This is a genomic window from Shimia sp. MMG029 (assembly GCF_027947445.1).
Taxonomy (GTDB): Bacteria; Pseudomonadota; Alphaproteobacteria; order Rhodobacterales; family Rhodobacteraceae; genus Shimia.
Map to the genome: position 1 here is coordinate 1141561 of NZ_JAQJIM010000001.1, position 22623 is coordinate 1164183.

Sequence of the window (22623 nt, forward strand, 5' to 3'; positions counted from 1 at the left end):
TGCGATGACTTCTGTTGATGACCTAAATGCGCGGATATCTGTGCTGGAAGCTCAACTCAGACACTATTCTCAAGTTGTTGCCGTTTTAGATGGGCGCCGCGCGGCGGTGGAAACCACGATGTATCGCCTATTTGCGAATTTGACCCTTCGTGGGGATCTGACGGCGCAGGATTTGCATGCCGTTTTTGCGGAGAACGCCTCCGACAAAGGCGGCAAAGCGGCCAACAACGACAGTTACACAGATGGGTTTGCGCTTGGCCGACTGGCGCAAAACAAACAGCTTCAGGAAGTGGTGCTGCCGGCATTATTGGCGCATCTTCCAAACCCACGGCAGACAACCTCTAACGCGTCATAACTGCCCAACACTCACGGCACCGCCCAGCCTCGGACCTCGGTCCTGGCTGGGTTTTTTATTGGGTGCGCGCAAGGCGCCCGCCCGTGCCGCGCAGGTGGTCGATGAACAGGCGCAACGGCATCATGCTTCGGTATTCTTGTGGGAAGTACAGAAACAGACCGGCGGTTTCTGGCATGTCTGCGTCCAATACAGCTTCCAGAGCACCGGCCGCTACATCCTGCGTGCAATAGTCCCGAAATGTGTAGATGAGCCCCACGCCCTGACGGGCCAAGTCGACGGATGCAGGCAAGGCGTTGCTGATGAGCGGACCTGTGACATCGACGGAATACAGACCCTCCTCTGAGGTGAACTCCCAGAGCGCCATACGGCCCGAAGATGGGAAACGATAGCGAATGCAGCTGTGCGCCAGCAGGTCGCGCGGGGTTTCGGGGCGGCCGTGCGCAGCGAAATAGGCCTGGCTGCCAAAAACTGCGAGCGGCTGGCGCGGGGTCAGGCGTATGGCAACCATATCCGGCGCGATGCGATCGCCAAGGCGGAACCCGGCGTGCAGCCCCTCCCCCAGAATATCGGAGTAGGCATCTGTCATCAGAAATTCGACTTCGATCTCCGGATAGGCCCGACTGAAGGCGGCGATCTTTGGGGCAACCACCATGTGGTAGGCAGACTCAGACAAGGCCAGTTTGAGCGTGCCGCGTGCCGCGTGGCCGCTGGAACGGGCGCTGTCTACTGCCGCAGATAGCTGCTCAAAGGCGGGGCCAGCCCCACGCATGAGAGCACGACCCGCTTCGGTCAGGCTGACCGATCTTGTGGTGCGAATGAACAGCGCCGTGCCCAGCTGCGCCTCCAGCGTTTTGAGCTGGTGACTGACAGTTGAGGGTTTGATGCCCAGCGCATCGGCGGCGGCCCGCAGGCTGCCATGTTCCGCAATTGCGGTGAACACTTCCAGTGTGGCGAGAGGCAGGCGCATCACAGTCTCCAAATCCCATTCATAGATACAATACATGAATGAGATGAAAAATGGGGTAATTATCGAAATTTAATACAACTCCTAAGTTCGGATCACACCTTCAGCGCAAGATCCGAGAGGAGCCCCCATGGCCCGCATCACCCTGCAAAACACCAAAACCAACGCCACTGTGGAGACACATTCCGTCTCTTTTGAAAGCGGCACCGCCACGCTCAAAGGCATGCTTTATCTGCCAAAGGCTGCAAAATCCCCCCTGCCCGCCGCAATTGTCACCGGGGCGTGGACCACCGTGAAAGAACAGATGGCGGGCACTTATGCACGCGAGCTGGCCGCGCGCGGCATTGCGGCGCTCGCCTTTGATTTCACCGGTTGGGGCGAAAGCACAGGCGCGCCGCGCTATGTGGAAGATCCTGCCGTGAAAACAGCAGATATTCGCGCGGCGGCACAGTTTCTGGCAAATCTGCCTGAGATCGACGCAACGCAAGTTTCCGGCCTTGGGGTCTGCGCCTCCTCTGGCTACATGGCTGCCGCTGTGGCAGATGACGCCGCCTTGCAGAAAGTCGCCTTGGTTGCGCCATGGCTGCATGATCCGGCACTGGCTGAAGTGATTTACGGCGGTGCCGAGACGGCGGCAAAGCTGATTGCCGCGAGTGAAGCCGAAGATGCTGCCGAAACCGTCCTGCTTGGGGCGTCTGCCACAGATGCCACCGCAGTCATGTTTCAGGCGCCTTACTACACCGAGGAAGATCGCGGGCTGATCGCGGCCTATGACAACAAGTTTTCCCTCGCCTCCTGGAAGCCGTGGCTGACCTATGACGCTCAGGTTTCTGCTGATCGTCTGAGCAAGCCGATGCTGATGGTGGGCTCGCCTTCCATTGCCCTGCCTGCCGGAGCAGAGGCCTATGAAAACCGCACCAAAGCACCGCTGGAAAAGCTGTGGCTTGGTGAGGATGTGACCCAGTTTGATTTCTACGACCGCAAAGACGCCGTGACAGCGGCGGCAGATGCCGTGGCGGATTTCTTCAAATCCTAACCACAGGGAGAAAACACATGTCGGATCAAGACCCCACACATCGCCGTGCCTTGCTGACCGGGGGCGGCCAGCCCGCCTGATCGGCGCTCTTTTGAAAGGAAGATCCAATGAAAACCCTCCTCAGATCCCTAACAGCAGGTGCAGTTATGACCCTCAGCACAGCCGCGCTGGCGGCCTCACCAGAAGACAATATGAAAATCGTTCAGGATTTCTTTGCCGCCTATGGCGCCGAAGATCTGGATGGCATTGCCAAGGTGATGGACCAGCATGTGCGCTGGCATATTCCGGGGCGGCATCCGCTGTCTGGCACCAAAAATGGCCGTGAAGAAGTGCTGGCGTTTTTTGCCCAGCTGGGCGCCGCTGGTTTCAAAGCGGAGCCGATCTATTTTGGCGCAGATGACACCCATGTGGTGGACATCCATCGCGGCTGGTCCAACGCAGAGGGTAAGCCCAATGTCGATACGCTTTTGGCCCTGCTTTATCGCATTGAGAACGGCAAGATTGTTGAGGCCACCAATCTGTCCGCTGATCAGGATGCTGCCAACACCTTCTTCTGGTCGCAATACCAACTCGCCCCGGTGCCTCAGCGGCTGGCGGACTGACAGCCGCCCCGCACTTCCCGGAACCTTCCCCAGAGACACAAAGGATAAAGACATGAAAAAGATACTTGCGAGTGCGGCGTTGGCTGCCAGTGCGACCACGGCGGTTGCCGATATTTCAGATGAGCGCGCGGTTCTGAACGCGATCAACAACGTGGGCTACTATGCTGATCTGGGTGATTGGGATCAGGTGGCCGCGCAGTTTCATCCAGAGGGTGCGGTGCTCGATTACACCTCTTATGCCAATGCCTCTGCCGGGACCCAACAGGCGCTGCCCGCACTTCTACCTGCAGAGATTGTGGCCGCCTGGCAAACCGTATTGCCGGGATATGACCGCACCCACCACCTAATGGGAACAGAAAGCGTGCAGATTGACGGAGATCGCGCGACTACAACGGCCAATATCTATGCGACCCATATTCTGGCCAATGACGGTGAGGACACCTGGGTCTTTATCGGGGACTACCAGCATGAGCTGACGAAAACCGACGATGGCTGGAAGATCACCTTCATGCGCGCAAATCTGCGGGCGCAACTTGGCAATGAAAACCTGCCCGCACTGGCCGCAGAGCGTGTGAAAGCTGCGAGTAAGTAGCCCCCGCCTCTCATAGAAACATCCACTCCTGAGGTTCCCATATGAAAACCCTCGTCCTGACCGCCCACCCAGATCTGGGCAAATCCCGCATCAACCGGCTTTGGTTTGATGCGCTGTCTGACGCGGAAAGCGTCACCACCCGCGATCTGACAACCATTGGCGGCGCAACCTTCACTTTTGATATCGAAGCAGAGCAGGCGCTGTTGCTGGCCCATGACCGGATCGTGTTTCAGTTTCCGTTTTACTGGTATTCCGCCCCGCCGGTTCTGAAGGCCTGGATGGATCAGGTGCTGTCTTACGGGTTTGCTTATGGACCGGGCGGACACAAATTAGCTGGCCGTGAGTTCCTGACGCTTGTGTCCACCGGAGGCCCGGCAGACAGCTATCACGCGGGCGGGTACAACAACTACGCGATGGATGAGTTCCTAAAGCCGTTTCAGCAGACCGCAAACCTCACCGGGATGACTTATCTGCGGCCCTTTGTGGCGCATGGGATGGCGGTGGCGGATGCTGCCAAGCTGGAGGCGACGGTGCCGGATATGCTGGCCCATCTTACGGACCCTGCGCTCGACCCAAAGATCAAGCAAGCGCGGATCAACAAAGCGCTGGCGGAGGATCCAAGCAAGGCGGCTGCCGTCAGTTAATCGGGTTTGCCGCGCACCATGCGCGCCATGACCCATTGATACAGGGTTGGCGACAGGCGGGTGAGCAGATGCGCAATCTTCGCCACCCGCCCTACCGGCACGAAGTCTTTGCCTTTGTGCAGACCACGCAGAATTTCTTTGGCCGCCTGATCTGCTGTCATGGCGTCAAAGGCATCAGAGGCGTTGCCCGGCGGTGTCAGCCCGTTAGGATCTGTCGCCCCCGCAGGATTGGTTGCAACAAAAGAGGGCGCGGCGATGCAAACCTGCACGCCATGGGCCTCTTCCTCAGCCCGCAACGATCCAAAAAAGCCGGCCATGGCGTGTTTGGAGGCGGCATAAGCGGCGCGTTGCCTAAGCGGTGCAAACCCCGCGACAGAGGTGAGCACCAGATGCGTGCCCTGCGTTTGGCGCAGCGCCCCCTGAAAAGCCTGCGCCATGGTTGCTGCGGCAAAGTAGTTGATTTCAAAAAGCTGTCTGTGGGCGGCGTCTGTGAGATCGGCAACCGGGCCGATCGCCGTTACGCCTGCGCTGTAGATCACCAAAGCAATGCGCCCATGGTCTGCGCAGATCTGTGCACAACAGTTTGCAAGCTGCTCAGCATCGGTCAGGTCACATTGCACGGGCTGCTGGCTGTCTGACACCGCAAGTGTTGCAATGTCACGATCAAGCAGCACCACGCGCCATCCTTGATCCTGCAAGCGTTCAGACAGCGCCGTACCGAGCCCCCCTGCGCCACCTGAAATCACTGCCGTTTTACGCTCTCCCCCCTTTGCGGATGTCACGGTGACAAGCTCCGCTTCCAGAATTCAAACACTTCTCGGCTGGATTTTTCAGGCGTGTAGCCGAAATCCCGTTTGAGCGCTGCATTGGAAAGCACCGGGCGGTATTGCAAAAACCGCACCTGTTCGGGGCCGTACTGGCTGAGCCCCAATGGCCGGGCAACACATAGGGCGACGCGCAAAAGCCAAGCGGGCAAGCGCAACACCGGCTTGCCCATGATTTCAGACAGGTCATCCACGCTGAGGGCGCCATCGCCTGCCACGTTGAAAATGCCCTCCGGGCCATCCGTGGCAGCGCGCAACAGAATGCGCGCCAGATCACAATTCCAGACAAACACAAAGGGGCTGTCGCTGCCCTGCACCGCCAGCAGCCGCGGCTTATGAAAGAGATCAGTGATTTGGTTGTCTGTTCCTCGCCCCAGAACGGTGCCGACCCGCAGCACCACCTGCTCCAGCTGAGGCGCGTTTTCGCGCACATCAGACAGAAACTCCTCTACCAGACGTTTGTGGTGGGCGTAGGCGAACCCCTTATTGCCGCGGATCGCATCACATTCCCGAAGCGGCACCGGGTTGTCGGCGTGATAGCCATAGGCCGCGCCCGAAGAGGTGACCACAAGCCGTTTGGTGCCTGCCGCGAGGGCGGCGGTGACCACAGAGCGTGTGCCACCCACATCAACCGCATAGGCCAGATCGCGCGTGCTGTCCTTTGGTGGGGTCACAACGGAGGCCAAATGCACGATCACATCCGGCTGATAGCGCGCGATCACCCGCAGCGGGGCATCTGTTGTCACGTCCATTGGATGGAAACGCGCATTGGCAGACAGGTTGTCCGGCGCTATCACATCGCAAGCGATCACATCATGAGATGTCTTGGCCAATTCCGTCAAAAGCGCGCTGCCGACCATGCCAGCGGCTCCTGTGATAAGAATGCGGGTCATCTTGCTGCCTCTGTTCGGTTCATAAGAGAGGCCAAACCAAGGCCCGTAATCGCATGCCAAATACCCCAAAACGCGGCGACGACGGCCATGCCGCCAAGCCCACCAAAAAAGCCAAAAATAAGGATCAGACCGAGGCCTGAATTCTGAATACCAGTTTCAATTGTGATGGCGCGCCGATCATAGGCGGAGAGCCCCATCACGCTGGCGATGCTGAAGCCGGTGGTCAATGCCAAGGCGTTGTGCAACAGCACAAGAGCGGCCACAGCGGTCGCGAATTGCAAAAAATAGTTCCAGTTTGACATCAGCGCCAAGGCAATAAAGGCAATAAAAATACCCATCGCCACATTTTGCAGAGGGCGGCGCAGGCGCGCTGTCAGGTCGGGGCGTGTGCTGTTCAGCGACACCCCAAGCACCAGCGGCAGCACCAGCATAAGCCCCACCGTAATCGCCACAGACACCGGATCAATCACTGTTGCCTGCAAAATCTCGCGCGTTGGCGCATAAAGCGCGCCCCAAAAGGCGATGTTGAGCGGAGTCATCAGGATGGCGCCCACTGTGGCAAAAGCCGTCATCGACACCGACAGGGCCGCGTTGCCGCCTGCGCGATGGGTGATGTAGTTGGAGATATTGCCACCCGGACAAGCCGCCACCAGAATGAGCCCCAAGGCGATGGACGGCTGCGGCTGAGTGAGCAAGACCAGCCCAAAGGTCACCGCGGGCAGCAGCAGAAACTGTGAAACAAGCCCGGTGATGAGCGCGCGTGGCGACTGCAGCAGGCGACGGAAATCAGCCAGCGACAGATCGATCGCGATGGCAAACATCACGACAGCCAGAACCGCATTGAGCACGGTCAAGGACGATGCGCTGAAATTCAGCACAACCGTATCCAAATTGGCCTGTGTCATTAGGGTTGCTCCGCCTCAAGCGCTTTGATCCAGCGCGTTACCGCACCACGGTATGTGGCCTTGTCAACGTAGTAGGCCATGCGTGGCAGTTCGAGGTAAGACATTCCACCAGTGGCGCGCACGAAGCCGTTTTGCTTGGTACGTTTGAGTTTCTGGGCGGCGGTACTGCCCGCACGCAACCCGTTTATGTAGCGCGCGACCATCTCTGCCTGCTCGTGCCGACCCTGCCAGCCGAGACCTGCGGCTTCGACCATACCCAGCACAAAAATATCGTCGCGCTCTGGGTGCATCGCATTCAGATAGAGATGCGGTGCGTCATTGCGCCAATTGAGCAGCGCCTGGTCGATAAACGGATAGTCGAGCTTGTAACCCGTGGCCGCTAGGATCAGATCATACTCGCCCTGCGTTCCATCGGAAAATGAGACGGTTTTTCCAGATATATCAGATATATCCGCGCGGACATTCAAGTCGCCATGCCCCGCATGATAGAGTACCAGCGAGTTCACCACCGGGTGGCTTTCGTAAAGTTTATAGTCCGGTTTGGGGAAGCCGTATTTCTGAGGGTTTCCAACAAACCACTTCAGGATCAAACCATCCACGTGACGCTTTAACCACATCGGAAGTTTGATCGCACCGCCCATGGTGTCAGCGGGTTTGCCAAAGACGTATTTGGGCACGAAATAATAGCCGCGCCGCATCGACAAATCGCAACTGGCTGCGTGGTGCACCGCATCCACAGCGATGTCGCAGCCGGAGTTGCCCGCCCCCACCACAAGCACGCGTTTGCCTGCAAATTGTTCAGGATGGCGGTACTGCGCCGCATGGATCAGCTCGCCGTCAAACTGCCCCGGAAACTGCGGCATGTTTGGAGTGCTGAGCGTGCCATTTGCGATCATAACGCCCGCATAGACGGCGCTATGCGTTTGCCCTCCCTGTCGCCAAATGACACGCCAGCCCGCACCGTTGTCCCCCACCGGTGCCAGCTCTTTGATCTCCGCCCCGAAACGAAAATGCGGGCGCAGATCAAAGAAATCCGCGAAGTCGCGAAAGTAGTGGGCCATCTCTCGGTGAGAGGGATATTCGGCCACATCCTCGCGCATCGGAAAGTCGGCAAACTCTGTCATCGTCTTTGATGAGATCAGATGTGCGCTTTCATACATGGTGGACCGTGGCCCCTCGATATCCCACAGCCCGCCAACATCTGAATGCAGCTCAAACCCATCAAAGGCGATGCCCTGCTCACGCAAAACTTTGGCCATGGCCAAACCCATGGGCCCCGCCCCCAAGAGGGCGAATTTTGCGCGCGTTTCTGACATTCCTAACTCCTTAGATCGCCTTTTAGATTGAACATTCATTAAAAATAAGACAAGCTGTTTTTATGAGCCGTAAATTCCTGGAAGAAAAACAAAGACAAAGGGCCCCTTCGCAGAGGGCGCTGGAGACGCGGGCGCGTATCTTTGACGCAGCGGAAAGGGTGTTTTCACGCGCAGGGTTTGACGCGGCATCGATTCGCGACATCGCCGAGGAAGCCGAGGTTCAGGGCGCGCTGGTGAACCACCATGGCGGCAGCAAAGAAGCGCTTTTCTGGCGCGTGGTCGCACGCCGTGCCGAGATCCTCAGCACAGCCCGACTTGATGCGCTTGCCGCGCGCAAAGCAGAAGGTGCCCTGTCGCTCAATGCCGTGCTGACCTGTTACTTTGAGCCCTATCTGTCGCGCGCCGAATGCGGCGATGTGCAATGGCTCGCCTATGCGCGGCTTGTGGCGATTGTCTCGTCTGACACGCGCTGGCAAGAGTTGGCCGCAACCTGTTTTGACCCAACCGCCACGCGGTTTGTCGAAGAAATCGCCGCGCTGTATCCGCCCAAAGCACAGGGGGCTGTTGCCGCGGCCTTTATTTACTCTGTTGCGGCGCTGCTCGCATTGCTGACGGCCCAGTGGCGGATGGTGGCCATGGGGGATGGGCGTACAGATGCCAGCAGCCATCTGGACGAGTTGGTGGCGTTTTGCGCCGCCGGCATCGAGGCCAGCGTCGCAAGAGCAAGCTAGTCAAAGCGACAGGATTTCGCGAAAAAGTGGAATGTGCGCTTTTGCAAGCCGCCTGCCGCGCTTATAGTTGGCAAAACAAACCGGCAGAGCAGCACAACATATGGCAAAGACGCCTTTGAAATCAGACAGTTTTAACGTGGTGGTGGTGGGCCAGAATGGGCGCCTGCAATATGAGGCCGCGCTGTTTGCCGCCTCGTTGCGCGCCAAATCCCCCCAATTCAAAGGACGCCTGTTTGTGGCAGAGCCGCAGCCAGGGCCACGCTGGGAAAAAGATGTGCGGATCGGCAATCCGCAGGTGCGGGAGCTGCTTGAGGCGCTGGATGCGGAGATCCTGCCGTTTGAAAGCCGTGCCTTTGGCGACGATTATCCCTATGGCAACAAGATTGAGCTGCTGCGTGCCTTGCCTGAGGGCGAGCCGTTTGTGTTTTTTGACAGCGATACGCTGATCCTTGACGAGTTGAGCGATGTGCCGTTTGACTTTGCGCGCCCCTCTGCGAGCCTGCGCGTGGAGGGCACATGGCCTGTGCCACCGCTTTATGGTCCGGGCTACAACGGGATCTGGAAAGCGCTTTATGACCGCTTTGGGCTGGAGTTTGAAAGCTCGCTGGATCTGAGCCAGCCCGATGAATACTGGCGGCGGTATCTCTATTTCAACGCGGGCTTTTTCTAATACAAATGTCCAAAGATGTTTGGGGATCGCTTTCTGGAGTATGCGACCAGCATTCAGAATGACCCACCTGATGCACTGGCCTCGCAAACTCTGCGCCCTTGGCTCGATCAGATCGCCCTGCCCCTTGTGATCCACGGCCTTGGCGGTTCACGTGATGCGCTGCCTGCCGGGCTGCTGGATGGGTCGGTGAGTTGTCACTATCGCCTGATGCCGCTGCTCTTTGCGCGCGAGGCGGATGTGGTTGTTGAAGCGCTGGAAGAAATTGCCGCCCCCAATCGGATCAAAAAAGTGCTTAAACAATATGAGCCGTTCAAACGGATGATCTATCAAAAGCGGGGCCATAAAGCGCGGGCGCTGTTTGATCGTGACCATCTGCCACGCCGGGAACAGGCCATTCGCAACACGCTGAAAAAGCATGGATACTGGCTGCGATAATTCTGCCCTGAAACAGGTGCCGCAGGCCGCCCGCATTTTGAGCCTGAGCAGTCCGGGACAGACCTCAAACCGACGCATGAACTTGTTCTTAATTTTAGCGCTTTTTCAGTGACTTGATCCAAGAGCATACAGGTTTAGAGAACAGTTCTTCTCAATTCATGATGCCGGGTCGAATTTGCCTTGGGTTGAATGGACTTCATCACAAAGTTGTGCGTTGTTCTGTTGCGCGGTAGCCGACAGCCCCCTATCACTTTGGCGAGACTTTTTCAGGGAGACACATAATGACCGACGGACCCACCTACGGTTTTGATACATTGCAAATTCACGCAGGCGCGCGGCCCGATCCGGCAACGGGCGCACGGCAGACCCCGATTTATCAATCCACTGCTTATGTGTTCCGCGATGCAGAGCATGCGGCGGCGCTGTTTAACCTGCAGGAAGTGGGCTACATCTATTCGCGCCTGACCAACCCGACCGTTGCTGTGCTGCAGGAGCGGATCGCCACGCTTGAGGGCGGTGTTGGTGCGGTGTGCTGCTCCTCTGGTCATGCAGCTCAGATCATGGCGCTGTTCCCACTGATGCAGCCGGGCTGCAATGTTGTGGCCTCGAGCCGGCTCTACGGCGGCACGGTCACGCAGTTCAGCCAGACCATCAAGCGTTTTGGCTGGTCCGCGAAATTTGTCGACACCGATGATCTGGACGCGGTGAAAGCGGCGGTGGATGAGAACACCCGCGCGGTGTTCTGTGAATCCGTGGCAAACCCCGGTGGCTATATCACCGACATCGAAGCGCTCGCCGCGATTGCGGATGGTGCTGGTGTGCCGCTGATTGTCGACAACACCTCGGCCACGCCATATCTGTGTAACCCGATCAGCCTTGGCGCCACATTGGTTGTGCATTCCACCACCAAATATCTGACAGGCAACGGCACCGTGACCGGCGGCTGTATCGTGGACAGCGGCAAGTTTGACTGGTCTGCCAGCGACAAGTTCCCCTCCATGAGCCAACCGGAACCTGCCTATCACGGCCTGAAGTTCCACGAGACCTTTGGCCCGCTGGCCTTCACCTTCCACGGGATTGCCGTAGGGCTGCGGGATCTGGGCATGACGATGAACCCACAGGCCGCGCATTATACGCTGATGGGCATTGAAACCCTGAGCCTGCGCATGGAGCGCCACGTTCAGAACGCCAAAGAGATTGCGGGCTGGCTCGAAACACACGACAGCGTGGACTATGTGACCTATGCCGGTCTGGAAAGCTCACCCTATCATGACCGTGTGGAGCGGATCTGCCCGAAAGGCGCAGGCGGGCTGTTCACCGTGGCGCTGAAAGGTGGCTACGAAGCCTGTGTGAAGTTTGTTGAGAACCTCGAGATCTTCTCTCACGTGGCCAACCTTGGCGATGCGCGCAGTCTGGTGATCCACTCTGCCTCCACCACCCACCGCCAGCTGACACCTGAGCAGCAAGAGGCGGCCGGTGCCGGGCCAAATGTGGTGCGGATTTCGATTGGGATCGAAAACGCGGCAGATCTGATTGCGGATCTGGATCAGGCTTTGAAGAAAGCCCACCGCTAAGCGCCGAAGACCAACCAAACGGACTCAGATGGAAGCGCCCCAAGCCCTGGCTTTGGGGCGCTTTCTTTCCTAAGTGGCACCGGAGAACAAAACAAAGGGGTGCATAAAACACAGGCGATCGGTTGGCCTTGCGCCAAGTGTTTGCTTCCCCTTCGGCGATAACTTGCTATAAATTTGGCAACTTCGCAGGAACACGCGCATCCTGCACAACACCATGCTAGGGCTGTCCTATGACCACGGATCTTGCGCTCACCCTGTCTTATCAAGGCATTAGCCTGCTTTCCCGCGTGGATGGTGGGTGGCATCTTTTGGGCGAGGTCGCCCTTGATGATGAGGACCTTCCTGCTGCCCTGACCGCATTGCGAGATCAGGCGGTTTTGGCAGGTGGGCCTGAGTTTGAAACCACACTGGTTTTGCCAAATGACCAGATCAAATTTCTCTCCCTGCCGCTCGACGCGGCTGCTGAGGGGGCGCTTCTGGGACAGGTGCAAGAAGCACTGGAGGCCTCGACGCCCTACCGCGCCGATGAGCTGGTCTTTGACGTATATGAACGCGATGGTTTTGCACAGGTGGCTGCCGTGGCCCGCGAAACGCTGGCAGAAGCCGAAGGATTCGCCAGCGAGCATGACTTTAATCCAGTCCGTTTTACGGCGATCCCAAACCCGGCAGATTTCGCGCAAGCGCCAAATTTTGGCGCAACGCGGGGTGCTGAGGCGACGGGCAGTCTTACAGAGGCCGATCCTGTACCAATCAAAGTGATCGGTGAAGGCCTGCCCGAAGTACAGCCTGATCCGCCCGCGGAACCTGATGCCGGCGCAGATGCAGTTGCAGAGCCATCAAACGACACAGCAACGGGGACAGCAAAAGCAGATCCCGCCCTGTCCGCTGCGCTGGCTGACGAAAACGCGACATTTGATCTGGGCGAAGAAAGCGCGGACACACAGGTTGCTTTCGCCTTCAAAGAGCCCGAAACGCCAACTGAGACAGATGCCGACCCGCATGCTGAAGATGAGGTTTCTGCCCCACCCACCGCACGGAAGGAGGCAGAGGCCGAAAAAGAGACCGCTACCCCCTTTGCCTCCATCCGTGCGCAACGCGGTGCTGACACCGGTGATACCGCGCCGCAGCTGAGTGGCGTGTCACGTGGGGTGCATGGCACCAATGCTCCAAGCATTCCGCCAGAAAGCCAAGATGACGCCACGCATGAACTGCGGTTTGACCCGGCCAAAGCCGTGGCAGGCCTGACGGCAGACCGCACAAAGGCCGCGCTGTCCGATGCGCGCACGGAACAGGCCGAAGGGCAACTGACGGACGCAGACTCTGGCACCTTTGCCAGTGCGCGCAACAAAACAAAGATCGCGGGGCCGCCACCGCGTGTTGCAAAGAACGATCCCACCTTTCAGGAGAAACCGGCAAACCCCTCCGAGCGCCAGAAAGGGGCTTTTGGGGCGGCGCGTGCGGCTGAGGTCGGCGGCAAGCCAAAGCATCTTGGGCTGATCCTCACCACCTTGTTGCTGGTGTTTTTGGGATTGGTCGCCCTGTGGGCCACACTGTTCACGGAGGATGGTGTTGCCGGACTGTTCGACCGCGACACACCAGCCGAAAGCGCGCCAATCGAAAACACCGCCCAGCTGGATGAACAGCCTGAAACAACTGAGGTTGCTGTGGCGGATGGGCAAACCGATGCGGATTTGGCGCAAGATGCGCCTGCCGTACCCGCCCCCTCATCTGAACCAGCACCGGCGGCTTCTGACGTTGCGACAACGGCGCAAGAGCCTGCAACAGAAGCAGTTACGGATACGGCGGCACCGAACGGCGCTATTGCGCTGACAGTGCCAGACGGGCTGCAGATCGAAGGGGAAAGCCCGGATACGCAGACGGCCCTGCTCGAAGAGATTGCGCCAGAGGAACTGGCTGAAAGCCTTTCTGACACACCTGAGCAGGCCGCGCCTGCCGTACTTAATCAAGACGAGGCTGAAACGCGCTATGCGGTAACCGGTGTCTGGCAACGTGCGCCGGACGCCGCGACCGCACCTGAACTCAGCAATGACGAAGATGTTTTTGTCCCTGCGATCGACCGACTGAGTTTTGCACTTGATGCGGTCGCGCTGCCTTCTGCAGCAACGTATACAACCGACACTGCATTTGCGGCGCAAGTAAATCCCCCCTCGGCGACCACCGCCTTTGATCTTGATGAGCGCGGCCTTGTGGTCGCCACCGCCGAAGGTGCGGTGAATGCGGAAGGGGTGATGGTCTATGCGGGGCGCCCCCCTGTGGTGCCTGCATCTTACCCGAAACGCATCGTTGTGGCCGAAGCCCTGCAGGAACAAGCCGCAAGTCGGCTGGCCAATCTTCGCCCCAAGCCGCGGCCCAGCGACTTGTTGGAACAGAATGAGCGCGCCACGCTCGGTGGGTTCACCCGCGCAGAACTGGCTCGCATTCGTCCGCGTCCACGCCCGGAAAGCGCGCAAGATGTGGCCTCCGCAAATCAGGCGCCAACGGCACTTGCTGTCTCTGCATCGCTGCGCCCCCGCCTGAAGCCCGCGAACATTGCGCAGCTTGCCGCCCGGGCCACACCGAGCGAGACAGCCCCGACAACCACCGCCACCGCAGCAGCGGCCCCGGCAGCGACTGTCATACCGGCAATCCCAACCACGGCCTCTGTCGCGCGACAAGCCACGATTCAAAATGCAATCAACCTGAAAAAGGCGAGTCTGATCGGGATTTATGGCACATCCTCAAACCGGCGTGCGCTGGTGAGATTGCCATCTGGACGCTATAAGAAGGTGCAGGTTGGGGACAGGATCGATGGCGGCAAAGTGGCCGCGATTGGGGAAAGCGAGCTGCGCTACGTCAAAAGCGGACGCAACCTTGTGCTGAAGATGCCAAAAGACGGGTAGCCCCCTGTTTCACAGACTTTTTGAACGGCTCCTCTCGCACCTGATTTGATGCGAGCGTCACACAATAAAAACGCCACACGCAATGCTGCGGGTGGCGTTCTCCTCCCCTTCCCGATCTACGCCGGGCCCCACAAGCGGCTGAGCATTTACTCCGCCGCCTGAATCTCACCATTGTTGATTTGTTCCTGTTCGATAGATTCAAACAGCGCTTTGAAATTGCCCTCTCCAAAGCCGTCATCGCCTTTACGCTGGATGAACTCAAAAAAGATTGGGCCAATCACAGTTTTGGAAAAGATCTGCAGCAGGATTTTGGTTTCACCGCCGTTCACCACACCTTCGCCATCAATCAGGATGCCGTGTTTTTTCATACGGTCGAGCGGCTCATCGTGCCCCGCCACACGTGTTTTTGACAGGTCATAATAGGCATCAGGCGGACCAGGCATGAACTTGATGCCCTTGTCCGCGATCGCGTCGGTGGAGGCGTAGATATCATTGGATCCCACCGCGATGTGTTGAATGCCCTCGCCGTTGTACTTTTTCAGGTACGCCACAATCTGGCCGGTCTCGCCACGGTCCTCGTTGATCGGAATGCGGATCTTGCCGCAGGGCGACGTCAGCGCGCGGGAGAAGAGACCCGTGAATTTGCCTTCGATGTCAAAGAAGCGGATTTCGCGGAAGTTGAACAAATCGCCGTAGAACTTGAACCACTTGTCCATGTTGCCTTTGAAGACATTGTGGGTCAGGTGATCGAGGTAGAAGAAACCATCGCCCTCAGGCTTAGACGTCACCAGCCAGTCAAACTCTTCGTTGAAGGGCGAGGTGTCATAGTACTGATCGGTGAAATAGATCAGCGAGCCGCCGATGCCTTTGATCGCAGGCCAGTTCAGCGTTTTGTCGTCCGCGTCATAAGGCTCTGCGCCCTTGGAAACCGCATGCTCATAGGCCTGCTGCGCATCGACAACACGCCAGCCCATCGACGGGGCACAGGGGCCGTGCTCTTCCACAAAGCGTGCGGCAAAGCTGCCGGGCTCCATATTGAGGATGTAGGTCACATCCCCCTGCTGCCACAGCTCAATCGCTTTGGCCTTGTGGTTGGCCACATGGGTGTAGCCCATTTTGGTGAAGAGTTCCCGCAGCTCCTGCGGCTCGGGATGGGCGAATTCGACAAACTCAAATCCGTCGGTGCCTGCTGGGTTGTAATCGGAAATCTCTGCGCGCGGTGCATCGTGGGGGAAAGGGCCCATGGTGCGTCTCCTCTCTTGGTAAGCCTTTCGGCATATGCCTGTTCACATTCAAAAATAAGGCGCAGATGCTGCGCAAACACCGCAAAGTGACGTGCAAAATTTACAATTGGCGCGTATATTGACCGCAAAATAGAAAGATGATGCAGAAAATCCGCATATGATAGATGAAACCGACATGCGCCTGCTGACTGCGTTGCAGCGCAATGCCCATCTCACCGCGCAGGAATTGGGTGAGGTTCTGAACCTGTCGCCCAGTCAGGCTGGGCGGCGGCGGCAGAGGTTGGAAGCAGAAGGCTACATCGAAGGCTATGTTGCGCGGCTCAGCCCGGCGCATCTTGGCCTGTCGGTTCAAGCCTTTGTGCAGGTGCAATTGGGCACCCACGGGCCAGAACAGTCGCAGAGTTTTGCGACACTTATCAGCACCCGCGCCGAAATTGTCAGCGCTTGGACCCTGACAGGTGATGCCGACTATCTTTTGCGCACCTATTGTGAAGATCTGGCTGCACTGAACCGATTGATTCATGAAGTGCTGCTGCCGCATCCAGCCGTGAGCCGCGTGCAAAGTCAGATTGTCATGGATCAGTTGAAACGCGACGCCCCTCTGCCAACATAAACGCCCCTATTTCAGAAAGCCCGGACTGCCCGTATGGAAGAAGCCCTCTACACTGCCACGATTTTCCTGATGACCACAGTGATTGCTGTGCCTATTTCTGCGCGGCTGGGATTGGGCTCTGTGCTGGGCTATCTGGCCGCTGGCATTCTTATCGGTCCTGTTCTGGGCCTGGTGGGCACCCATGAGGCTGACGAGCTGCTGCACTATGCGGAATTTGGTGTGGTGATGATGCTGTTCATCATTGGGCTTGAGCTTGACCCCCGCGCCCTCTGGGCAATGCGGGATAAGTTGGTCGGACTGGGCGGGCTGCAAGTGCTGCTCACCGGGCTGGCGGTCTTTACGCTCGCTGTGATCCTGAACCGTCCGATCAATGTGGCGATTGCTTGCGGTATGATCTTTGCGCTCTCCTCCACCGCGATTGTGCTGCAAACCCTGACCGAAAAGGGGCTCATGCAGACCAGTGGGGGACGATCCACCTTTGCTGTGCTGCTGACCCAAGACATCGCGGTGATCCCGATGCTGGTGATCCTGCCCCTGCTGGCGGGGGCGACACTTCCCCATGTGATGGCAGACGGGTCGATTTCGGTTGGCGCGCATGAAAAAGCGGCACATGGCCTTTCTCTGGTGGACGGGCTGCCCGGTTGGGGCATGGCGCTGGTCACCTTGGGCGCGGTTGCGGCCATTATTGTGGGCGGACGCTATCTCACACGGCCTGTGTTCCGATTTATTCATGCCGCGCACCTGCCGGAGATGTATACGGCGCTGGCGCTGCTGATCGTGGTGGGCATTGCCTTCTTGATGCATCTGGTAGGGCTGTCCCCGGCGCTTGGCACTTTTCTGGCGGGCGTGTTGCTGGCAAACTCTGAATTCCGGCACGAGTTGGAAAGCGACATCGCGCCCTTCAAAGGGCTGTTGCTCGGGCTGTTTTTCATCACAGTCGGCGCGCAGATTGATCTGGATATTTTCTTTGCTGCACCCGGCGACATTCTTGGGCTGACGCTCGCTGTGATGATCCTTAAGGCCGTGGTCCTTTATGGTATTGGCCGCGCCTTTGGCCTGCGCCGTCGCGCGCTCTGGCTGTTTACACTCGGGCTGGCACAAGCCGGGGAATTCGGCTTTGTGCTGATCACAACCGCGCTTAGCCAGAACGTGTTGCCCCATACGCTGGCTGAACGCCTGCTGTTGATTGTGGCCCTGAGCATGCTGATCACGCCGCTGTTGTTTATTCTTTATGACCAGATCTCCAAACGGTTTGGCGAAAAGGAAGAAGAACGGCGGGAGCCCGACACCATCGACCGAACAGGGCCCGTAATCATCGCAGGCATTGGCCGGTTCGGGCAGATAGTGAACCGCCTTGTGCGCGCCTCAGGCTTTGACACGGTGGTGCTGGACCACAACATTCAGGCGATCGAAACCATGCGCCATTTTGGTGTGAAGGGCTTCTTTGGCGACCCCACACGACCTGAAATGCTGCATGCGGCAGGTCTTTCTAACGCCTCTGTGTTGGTGGTGGCAGTAGATGATCCGGCGGCGGCGATCAAACTGACAAAATTTGCGCGGCGTGAACGGCCTGACCTGCACATCATTGCCCGCGCGAACAACCGCGGCACGGTGTATCAGCTATATAACGCCGGAGCGAATGACATTGTGCGGGAGATGTTTGACAGCTCGCTTCGGGCTGGGCGCTATGTGCTGGAGAACATCGGTCTGAGCGAATATGAGGCCGCGCAGGCGGAGCAGGCGTTTTACAAACATGACCGCTATGCTGTGCAGGAGCTGGCCGAGGTCTGGAAAGAGGGTGTTCCGAGCACTCAAAATGCCGAATACATAAAGCGTGCCAAAGAGTTAGAGAGCGAACTTGAAGCGACCCTCCTCGCCCAGCTTCAGGAGAAACCGCGCGAGGAGGCGTGATCGAGCAGACGGGATCAGCCGTCCGAAACCCCCGCTTCAGCGAAAGTGGCCATGCCAGAATGGCAGGCCACCGCCGCTTTCAGGATATTGATCGCCACTGCGGCACCTGAGCCTTCGCCAAGGCGCATATTTAGGCTGAGGATCGGCTCTTTGCCGAGTTTTGCCAGCACCGCACCATGCGCTGCTTCGGCGCTGACGTGGCCGGCGATCACGTGGTCCAGCGCGCCGTCCTGCGCATCTGCCAGAGTGGCGGCCGCTGCGGAGGCAATGAAACCATCGAGGATTACCGGAATGCGCAGGCTGCGTGCGCGGGCAATCGCGCCAACCATGCCAGCGAGCTCGCGCCCACCAAGACAGCGCAGCGCCTCCAGCCCTTTGGGGGTGTGGTTTGCGGCAACCCCTTCGCGCACCACGCGCGCCTTATTGGCCAAACCGGCGTCATCCACGCCTGTTCCACGGCCAACCCAGTCTTCGGCGACACCGCCGTAAAGCGTATGAGCGATCGCAGCCCCGCTCGTGGTGTTGCCAATGCCCATTTCACCAACCACCAGAAGATCGGAGTTCGGTTTCACCGCATTCCAGCCTGCCGCCAGTGCCGTCACAACTTCGGCCTCGCTCATGGCAGCCCCCTGTGTGAAATCGGCCGTTGGCGTATCAAGGCTGAGCGCGATGACATTGAGATCAGCCCCTGCTGCGCGGCTCAGCTGATTGATGGCTGCGCCGCCATGCTCAAAGTTCATGACCATCTGCTGGGTGACTTCTGCCGGAAAGGCGGAGACGCCTTGGGCGGTGATGCCATGGTTGCCTGCAAAAATAATGACCTGAGGTGCCTCGATGCTGGGGCGCGGATTTCCGCGCCAGCCTGCATACCACATCGCCATGTCTTCAAGTCGTCCAAGCGCGCCCGGCGGTTTGGTCAACTGGCCATTGCGGGCCTCTGCCTCGCCCATAGCTTGTTGATCCACTGCGGGGGCCTCTGCCAAAAGAGATTGAAACGCGGCCAAAGTGGAAAAATCTGCAGACATCGGCGGGGCTCCTGTTGAATTCTTAATGCATGGGCTGTTTATCTCATTGCCAGGCCCCGGCAATACAGGAAAAAGACGCAGACATGCCCGCTACCGACACGTCACCGTTTCGTCCGCGTGATATCAACACCGCCATTGCCCTTTTAACGCGACTACCTGTGCGTGCAGATTTCAGCAGAGGCGCGCGCGCAGCCTGGGCCTATGGGCTGGCCGGGGCGGTTCTGGCCTTGCTTGCCGCTTTGCCCACCGCTGCGGCGCTTTGGGTGGGATTGCCACCGGTGCTGGCCGCCGTGATCTGGCTCACCGGCATGGTGGTGATGAGCGGGGCCATGCATGAGGACGGGTTGGCGGATACGGCTGATGGCTTCTGGGGCGGCTGGGAGCCGGCACGGCGGCTTGAGATCATGAAAGACAGCCGCATTGGGGCCTATGGCGTGATTGCCCTGTGTCTGTCGCTGGCGGCGCGCTGGGGCGCGATCACGCTGCTGCTGGAGGCCGATGTCTGGTTGTTTGGCATGCTTGCGGTGGCGATGCTGTCACGCAGCGCCATGGTGCTGGTGATGAGCGCCCTGCCCCATGCGCGGGCAAATGGGCTGAGCCATGCACAGGGCCGCGCCCCAAGAGGCGGCGCGATCACGGGCTTTGCTTTGGCAGCCGTCGTGGCCTTCGGTTGCGCCGGTATCCCGGGCATCGCCATGACTGGGGTGGCCTTTGTTATGGCGGCGCTGTGTTCCGCAACCGCGAAGGTCAAAATTGGCGGACAGACCGGCGATGTGCTGGGTGCAACACAACAAGTGACCGAGATCGCCCTGCTGTTCACTCTGGTTGCGGCGGCGCAGTTTAGCTGGCCTCTCTGACGGCTTATCCGCCTTCGGTTTCAATGCAAATCAGCGTGCCGCAGTGTTTGCAATGCACCGCATCCGGCTCATGACGCAGAAGACCACAGCTTTGGCATTTATGGCGCACTTTTTGCGGTCGAATGACCGCTTGCGCCAGCTGCACAAACAGGGCGACGCCCCCCACCATCACGCAGATGGAAAACACCTTGCCGCCCGGTGTTTGCAAGGTGATGTCGCCGTAACCCGTTGTGGTGAGTGTCGCGACGGTAAAATACATCGCATCAATGAACGGATGTGTCGATTGAGAGGTGTCGATGAAGAAGACCAGTGAGGTCGCGGAGGTCACCATCACAAAGACAAACAGGTTGATGCTGGCAATCACCGTGTCTTCGTGCTGTCTAAACCACGCGCTGTCATGGCGCAGATCATACAGCAAATGATACGAGTGAATCAGCCGCAAGCCACGTAAGACGCGTAAGAAAGCAAGATCTCCCTGAAGCCAGGGATCGACAAACAAAGAGACGATCACAGCCACATCGGCCAATGTGTAGATGCGGGTCAGGAAATGGCGTCGGTCTTCGGCAATCCACCAGCGCGCCAGAAAATCCAACGCAATCACAACCCCGGCCAAACGGCTGAGCAAGACCAACTCTGCGCTGTGGGGCGCATGCGCGATTGCGACAAAAAACAAAATCGTGGCAAAATCAAAGACGATCAGGGCATAGCGAAACCGCACAGCACCACGCGAATGCGCGGTGTACAGCACTTGCAGATTGGCCTTTAGTGCATCCATGGCGGCTCCTTCGTGTCAGTAAACGCCATGGTCTATGGTTATGCAATGGTTTGCTTTTTTACGCATCTCACGCGGATCGCCCCTGCGTGAGGCAAGCCTGAGCGTCTTTGCAACGGGTTTGCAGAACGAAAAAGGCCGCGCAATTGCGCGGCCCCTTTTTTAGCGTATGTGGCTTCACTCACGCGGCGCGCGACACCAGCACATCATCAACCTGCTTGGCGGCGGCAACCTCATCGCCACCAGCCACAGCGGCGACTTCACGGGTCAGACGCTCAAGTGCGGCTTCATAAAGCTGACGCTCAGAATAGCTCTGCTCGCGCTGATCGTCGGTGCGGTGCAGGTCACGCACCACTTCCGCGATCGCAATCAGATCACCGGAGTTGATTTTCTGTTCATATTCCTGCGCGCGGCGAGACCACATGGCACGTTTGACCTTGGCTTTGCCCTTCAGGGTCTTCATCGCCTGATCAATCACGTCAGGAGAGCTCAGACCGCGCATACCAAAATGGGTGGCTTTATTGGTCGGCACCCGCAGTGTCATCTTGTCTTTTTCAAACGAGATCACGAAAAGCTCCAGCTGCATCCCCGCAACTTCCTGCTCTTCGATGGAAATGATCTGCCCAACGCCATGTGCGGGATAAACAACATATTCGTTTGGGCTGAACTCGTTCTTCTTCGCTTTGCTCATGCAGTACTTCCTTTGTAGGCCCCAGTCCTGCCAGACAAAAAATTTCGCTCGAGAAAGGTGCTTTCCCGAAACGGAATGTGCTCTGGTAGAAAAAGCCACCCTCGGCGGATACGCGGGGATGGCTCTCAGGCAGTTATGTCCTCTATGAGAAGATCATAACACAAAATACGCCCCCTTTAAAGCGCGACAGGCTTAAAAAGGTGCTTTCCGTAATAGTGTCAGAGCTTTAGGCCAAATTTGTTCAAAGTCAGCGTCCCCATTTGGCAGCTGGAACGACGAATCGCTCTGACAATGACAGCTTAGCCGCCTTCTCCCGGTGCCTCAGAGAAATATTTCTCCAATTTGTTCGGCTCACCGTCTTTTTCTTCGTACCCTGGCATCGGATCTTTTTTGGTAATGATCACCGGCCAGATTTCGGAATACTTACGATTGAATTCGACCCACTGCTCCATGTCAGGTTCCGTGTCCGGACGGATCGCATCCGCTGGGCACTCAGGCTCACATACACCGCAGTCGATACATTCATCCGGATGGATGACCAGCGTGTTTTCACCTTCATAAAAACAGTCAACCGGGCATACCTCTACGCAGTCCGTATACTTGCATGCAATGCAGTTGTCGGTCACAACATAGGTCATTTTGGGTTAGCTCACTTATCGTCAGATTAGGAAACTGACTAAATCAGCATTGCTCAATCTTCAAGGCGCGAAGAGATTATAAGGTCGAGATTGCGCCGATCCTTCTTCGTGGGACGCCCTTTTCCGTCTGAACCCGGCGCGCGTGGAACAGGTTTCTCTTCCGGGGTCAAATCTTCGTATAATGTTTGCGCCTCGGTGGCTGGTCCGCGGCGCTCACCAAGGGCTGCGACCTTGATCACACGCACACGGCGTGCCTGCGGGAAGGTCAGCACATCACCAAGGGTGACGCCATGGCTGGCCTTCCCAATTTTTTGTCCGTTCACCCGCAAATGCCCGCCTGTCACAAGTTTGGCTGACAGGCTGCGGGTCTTGAAGAACCGCGCCTGCCAGAGCCATTTGTCGACCCGCAGTTTGGGGGACGGCGCGCTCAC

General features: G+C 58.1%; 22 protein-coding genes and 1 pseudogene. 12 read left to right on the forward strand and 11 right to left on the reverse strand.

The features are described 5' to 3' along the window. Positions 1-4 precede the first annotated feature (4 nt). Positions 5-355, forward strand: coding sequence for a hypothetical protein (locus PJL69_RS05430; RefSeq protein ID WP_271308737.1), 351 nt, complete (start codon positions 5-7; stop codon positions 353-355). A 55-nt stretch (positions 356-410) separates the two neighbouring features. Here the strand turns inward: PJL69_RS05430 and PJL69_RS05435 are convergent, their stop codons facing one another. Next, a complete protein-coding gene (locus PJL69_RS05435; protein WP_271308738.1) occupies positions 411-1322 on the reverse strand; it encodes a LysR family transcriptional regulator in 912 nt (303 codons plus the stop codon). Positions 1323-1449: 127 nt separating this feature from the next. Between PJL69_RS05435 and PJL69_RS05440 the strand changes: the two genes are divergently transcribed. The 4 genes from PJL69_RS05440 (at position 1450) to PJL69_RS05455 (ending at position 4193) form a co-directional block, all read left to right on the forward strand. Beyond that, on the forward strand, positions 1450-2355 hold the full coding sequence (locus tag PJL69_RS05440; RefSeq protein ID WP_271308739.1) for an alpha/beta hydrolase: 906 nt from the start codon (positions 1450-1452) through the stop codon (positions 2353-2355). A 146-nt stretch (positions 2356-2501) separates the two neighbouring features. After that, positions 2502-2957 (forward strand): nuclear transport factor 2 family protein, encoded by a 456-nt coding sequence (locus PJL69_RS05445; RefSeq protein ID WP_271308740.1) that lies wholly within the window; start codon positions 2502-2504, stop codon positions 2955-2957. A 52-nt stretch (positions 2958-3009) separates the two neighbouring features. Next, complete coding sequence (locus PJL69_RS05450) at positions 3010-3549, forward strand: nuclear transport factor 2 family protein (protein WP_271308741.1); 540 nt, start codon at positions 3010-3012, stop codon at positions 3547-3549. Positions 3550-3590: 41 nt separating this feature from the next. Beyond that, complete coding sequence (locus tag PJL69_RS05455) at positions 3591-4193, forward strand: NAD(P)H-dependent oxidoreductase (protein ID WP_271308742.1); 603 nt, start codon at positions 3591-3593, stop codon at positions 4191-4193. On the opposite strand, the gene PJL69_RS05460 is transcribed toward PJL69_RS05455, so the two are convergent. Genes PJL69_RS05460 through PJL69_RS05475 form a run of 4 tightly spaced genes read right to left on the reverse strand, consistent with a single transcriptional unit; the run spans position 4190 to position 8131 of the window. Further along, a complete protein-coding gene (locus PJL69_RS05460) occupies positions 4190-4975 on the reverse strand; it encodes an SDR family NAD(P)-dependent oxidoreductase (RefSeq protein WP_271308743.1) in 786 nt (261 codons plus the stop codon). The genes PJL69_RS05455 and PJL69_RS05460 overlap by 4 nt on opposite strands. Further along, positions 4972-5910, reverse strand: coding sequence for an SDR family oxidoreductase (locus PJL69_RS05465; RefSeq protein ID WP_271308744.1), 939 nt, complete (start codon positions 5908-5910; stop codon positions 4972-4974). The genes PJL69_RS05460 and PJL69_RS05465 overlap by 4 nt, the downstream gene beginning before the upstream one ends. Then, the gene (locus PJL69_RS05470) at positions 5907-6815 is read right to left on the reverse strand and encodes a bile acid:sodium symporter family protein (protein WP_271308745.1); all 909 of its coding nucleotides are present in this window, start codon (positions 6813-6815) and stop codon (positions 5907-5909) included. Before PJL69_RS05470 ends, PJL69_RS05465 begins: the two co-directional genes overlap by 4 nt. Next, positions 6815-8131 (reverse strand): flavin-containing monooxygenase, encoded by a 1317-nt coding sequence (locus PJL69_RS05475; RefSeq protein WP_271308746.1) that lies wholly within the window; start codon positions 8129-8131, stop codon positions 6815-6817. Before PJL69_RS05475 ends, PJL69_RS05470 begins: the two co-directional genes overlap by 1 nt. A gap of 62 nt (positions 8132-8193) precedes the next feature. Between PJL69_RS05475 and PJL69_RS05480 the strand changes: the two genes are divergently transcribed. The 4 genes and pseudogenes from PJL69_RS05480 (at position 8194) to PJL69_RS05495 (ending at position 14441) form a co-directional block, all read left to right on the forward strand. Beyond that, a complete protein-coding gene (locus tag PJL69_RS05480; protein WP_271308747.1) occupies positions 8194-8862 on the forward strand; it encodes a TetR/AcrR family transcriptional regulator in 669 nt (222 codons plus the stop codon). A gap of 100 nt (positions 8863-8962) precedes the next feature. Beyond that, positions 8963-9967, forward strand: a pseudogene (locus PJL69_RS05485) (hypothetical protein). Positions 9968-10248: 281 nt separating this feature from the next. After that, positions 10249-11541: an O-acetylhomoserine aminocarboxypropyltransferase/cysteine synthase family protein gene (locus PJL69_RS05490; RefSeq protein ID WP_209096287.1), complete on the forward strand. Its 1293-nt coding sequence runs from the start codon at positions 10249-10251 to the stop codon at positions 11539-11541. A gap of 230 nt (positions 11542-11771) precedes the next feature. After that, the gene (locus PJL69_RS05495; RefSeq protein ID WP_271308748.1) at positions 11772-14441 is read left to right on the forward strand and encodes a hypothetical protein; all 2670 of its coding nucleotides are present in this window, start codon (positions 11772-11774) and stop codon (positions 14439-14441) included. Positions 14442-14587: 146 nt separating this feature from the next. Here the strand turns inward: PJL69_RS05495 and hppD are convergent, their stop codons facing one another. Then, positions 14588-15685, reverse strand: coding sequence for a 4-hydroxyphenylpyruvate dioxygenase (gene hppD, locus PJL69_RS05500; RefSeq protein ID WP_271308749.1), 1098 nt, complete (start codon positions 15683-15685; stop codon positions 14588-14590). Positions 15686-15842: 157 nt separating this feature from the next. Here hppD and PJL69_RS05505 point away from each other — a divergent pair, with 157 nt between their 5' ends. Together PJL69_RS05505 and PJL69_RS05510 are read left to right on the forward strand one after the other, a co-directional pair. Next, entirely contained in the window at positions 15843-16298 is a 456-nt protein-coding gene (locus PJL69_RS05505; RefSeq protein WP_271308750.1) for an Lrp/AsnC family transcriptional regulator, read from the forward strand. A gap of 33 nt (positions 16299-16331) precedes the next feature. Beyond that, positions 16332-18209: a cation:proton antiporter domain-containing protein gene (locus tag PJL69_RS05510; protein ID WP_271308751.1), complete on the forward strand. Its 1878-nt coding sequence runs from the start codon at positions 16332-16334 to the stop codon at positions 18207-18209. A 14-nt stretch (positions 18210-18223) separates the two neighbouring features. On the opposite strand, the gene cobT is transcribed toward PJL69_RS05510, so the two are convergent. Beyond that, positions 18224-19234: a nicotinate-nucleotide--dimethylbenzimidazole phosphoribosyltransferase gene (gene cobT, locus PJL69_RS05515; RefSeq protein ID WP_271308752.1), complete on the reverse strand. Its 1011-nt coding sequence runs from the start codon at positions 19232-19234 to the stop codon at positions 18224-18226. Positions 19235-19317: 83 nt separating this feature from the next. Between cobT and cobS the strand changes: the two genes are divergently transcribed. After that, positions 19318-20091, forward strand: coding sequence for an adenosylcobinamide-GDP ribazoletransferase (cobS, locus tag PJL69_RS05520; protein WP_271308753.1), 774 nt, complete (start codon positions 19318-19320; stop codon positions 20089-20091). Between the two features lie 4 nt (positions 20092-20095). Here cobS and PJL69_RS05525 read toward each other — a convergent pair whose 3' ends face one another. From PJL69_RS05525 to PJL69_RS05540, 4 genes are all read right to left on the reverse strand, one after another. Then, complete coding sequence (locus PJL69_RS05525) at positions 20096-20866, reverse strand: potassium channel family protein (RefSeq protein ID WP_209096308.1); 771 nt, start codon at positions 20864-20866, stop codon at positions 20096-20098. A gap of 178 nt (positions 20867-21044) precedes the next feature. Then, complete coding sequence (locus tag PJL69_RS05530; RefSeq protein WP_209096310.1) at positions 21045-21554, reverse strand: CarD family transcriptional regulator; 510 nt, start codon at positions 21552-21554, stop codon at positions 21045-21047. A 299-nt stretch (positions 21555-21853) separates the two neighbouring features. After that, positions 21854-22192 (reverse strand): ferredoxin FdxA, encoded by a 339-nt coding sequence (fdxA, locus tag PJL69_RS05535; RefSeq protein ID WP_271308754.1) that lies wholly within the window; start codon positions 22190-22192, stop codon positions 21854-21856. Between the two features lie 53 nt (positions 22193-22245). After that, the gene (locus tag PJL69_RS05540; RefSeq protein ID WP_271308755.1) at positions 22246-22623 is read right to left on the reverse strand and encodes an RNA-binding S4 domain-containing protein; all 378 of its coding nucleotides are present in this window, start codon (positions 22621-22623) and stop codon (positions 22246-22248) included.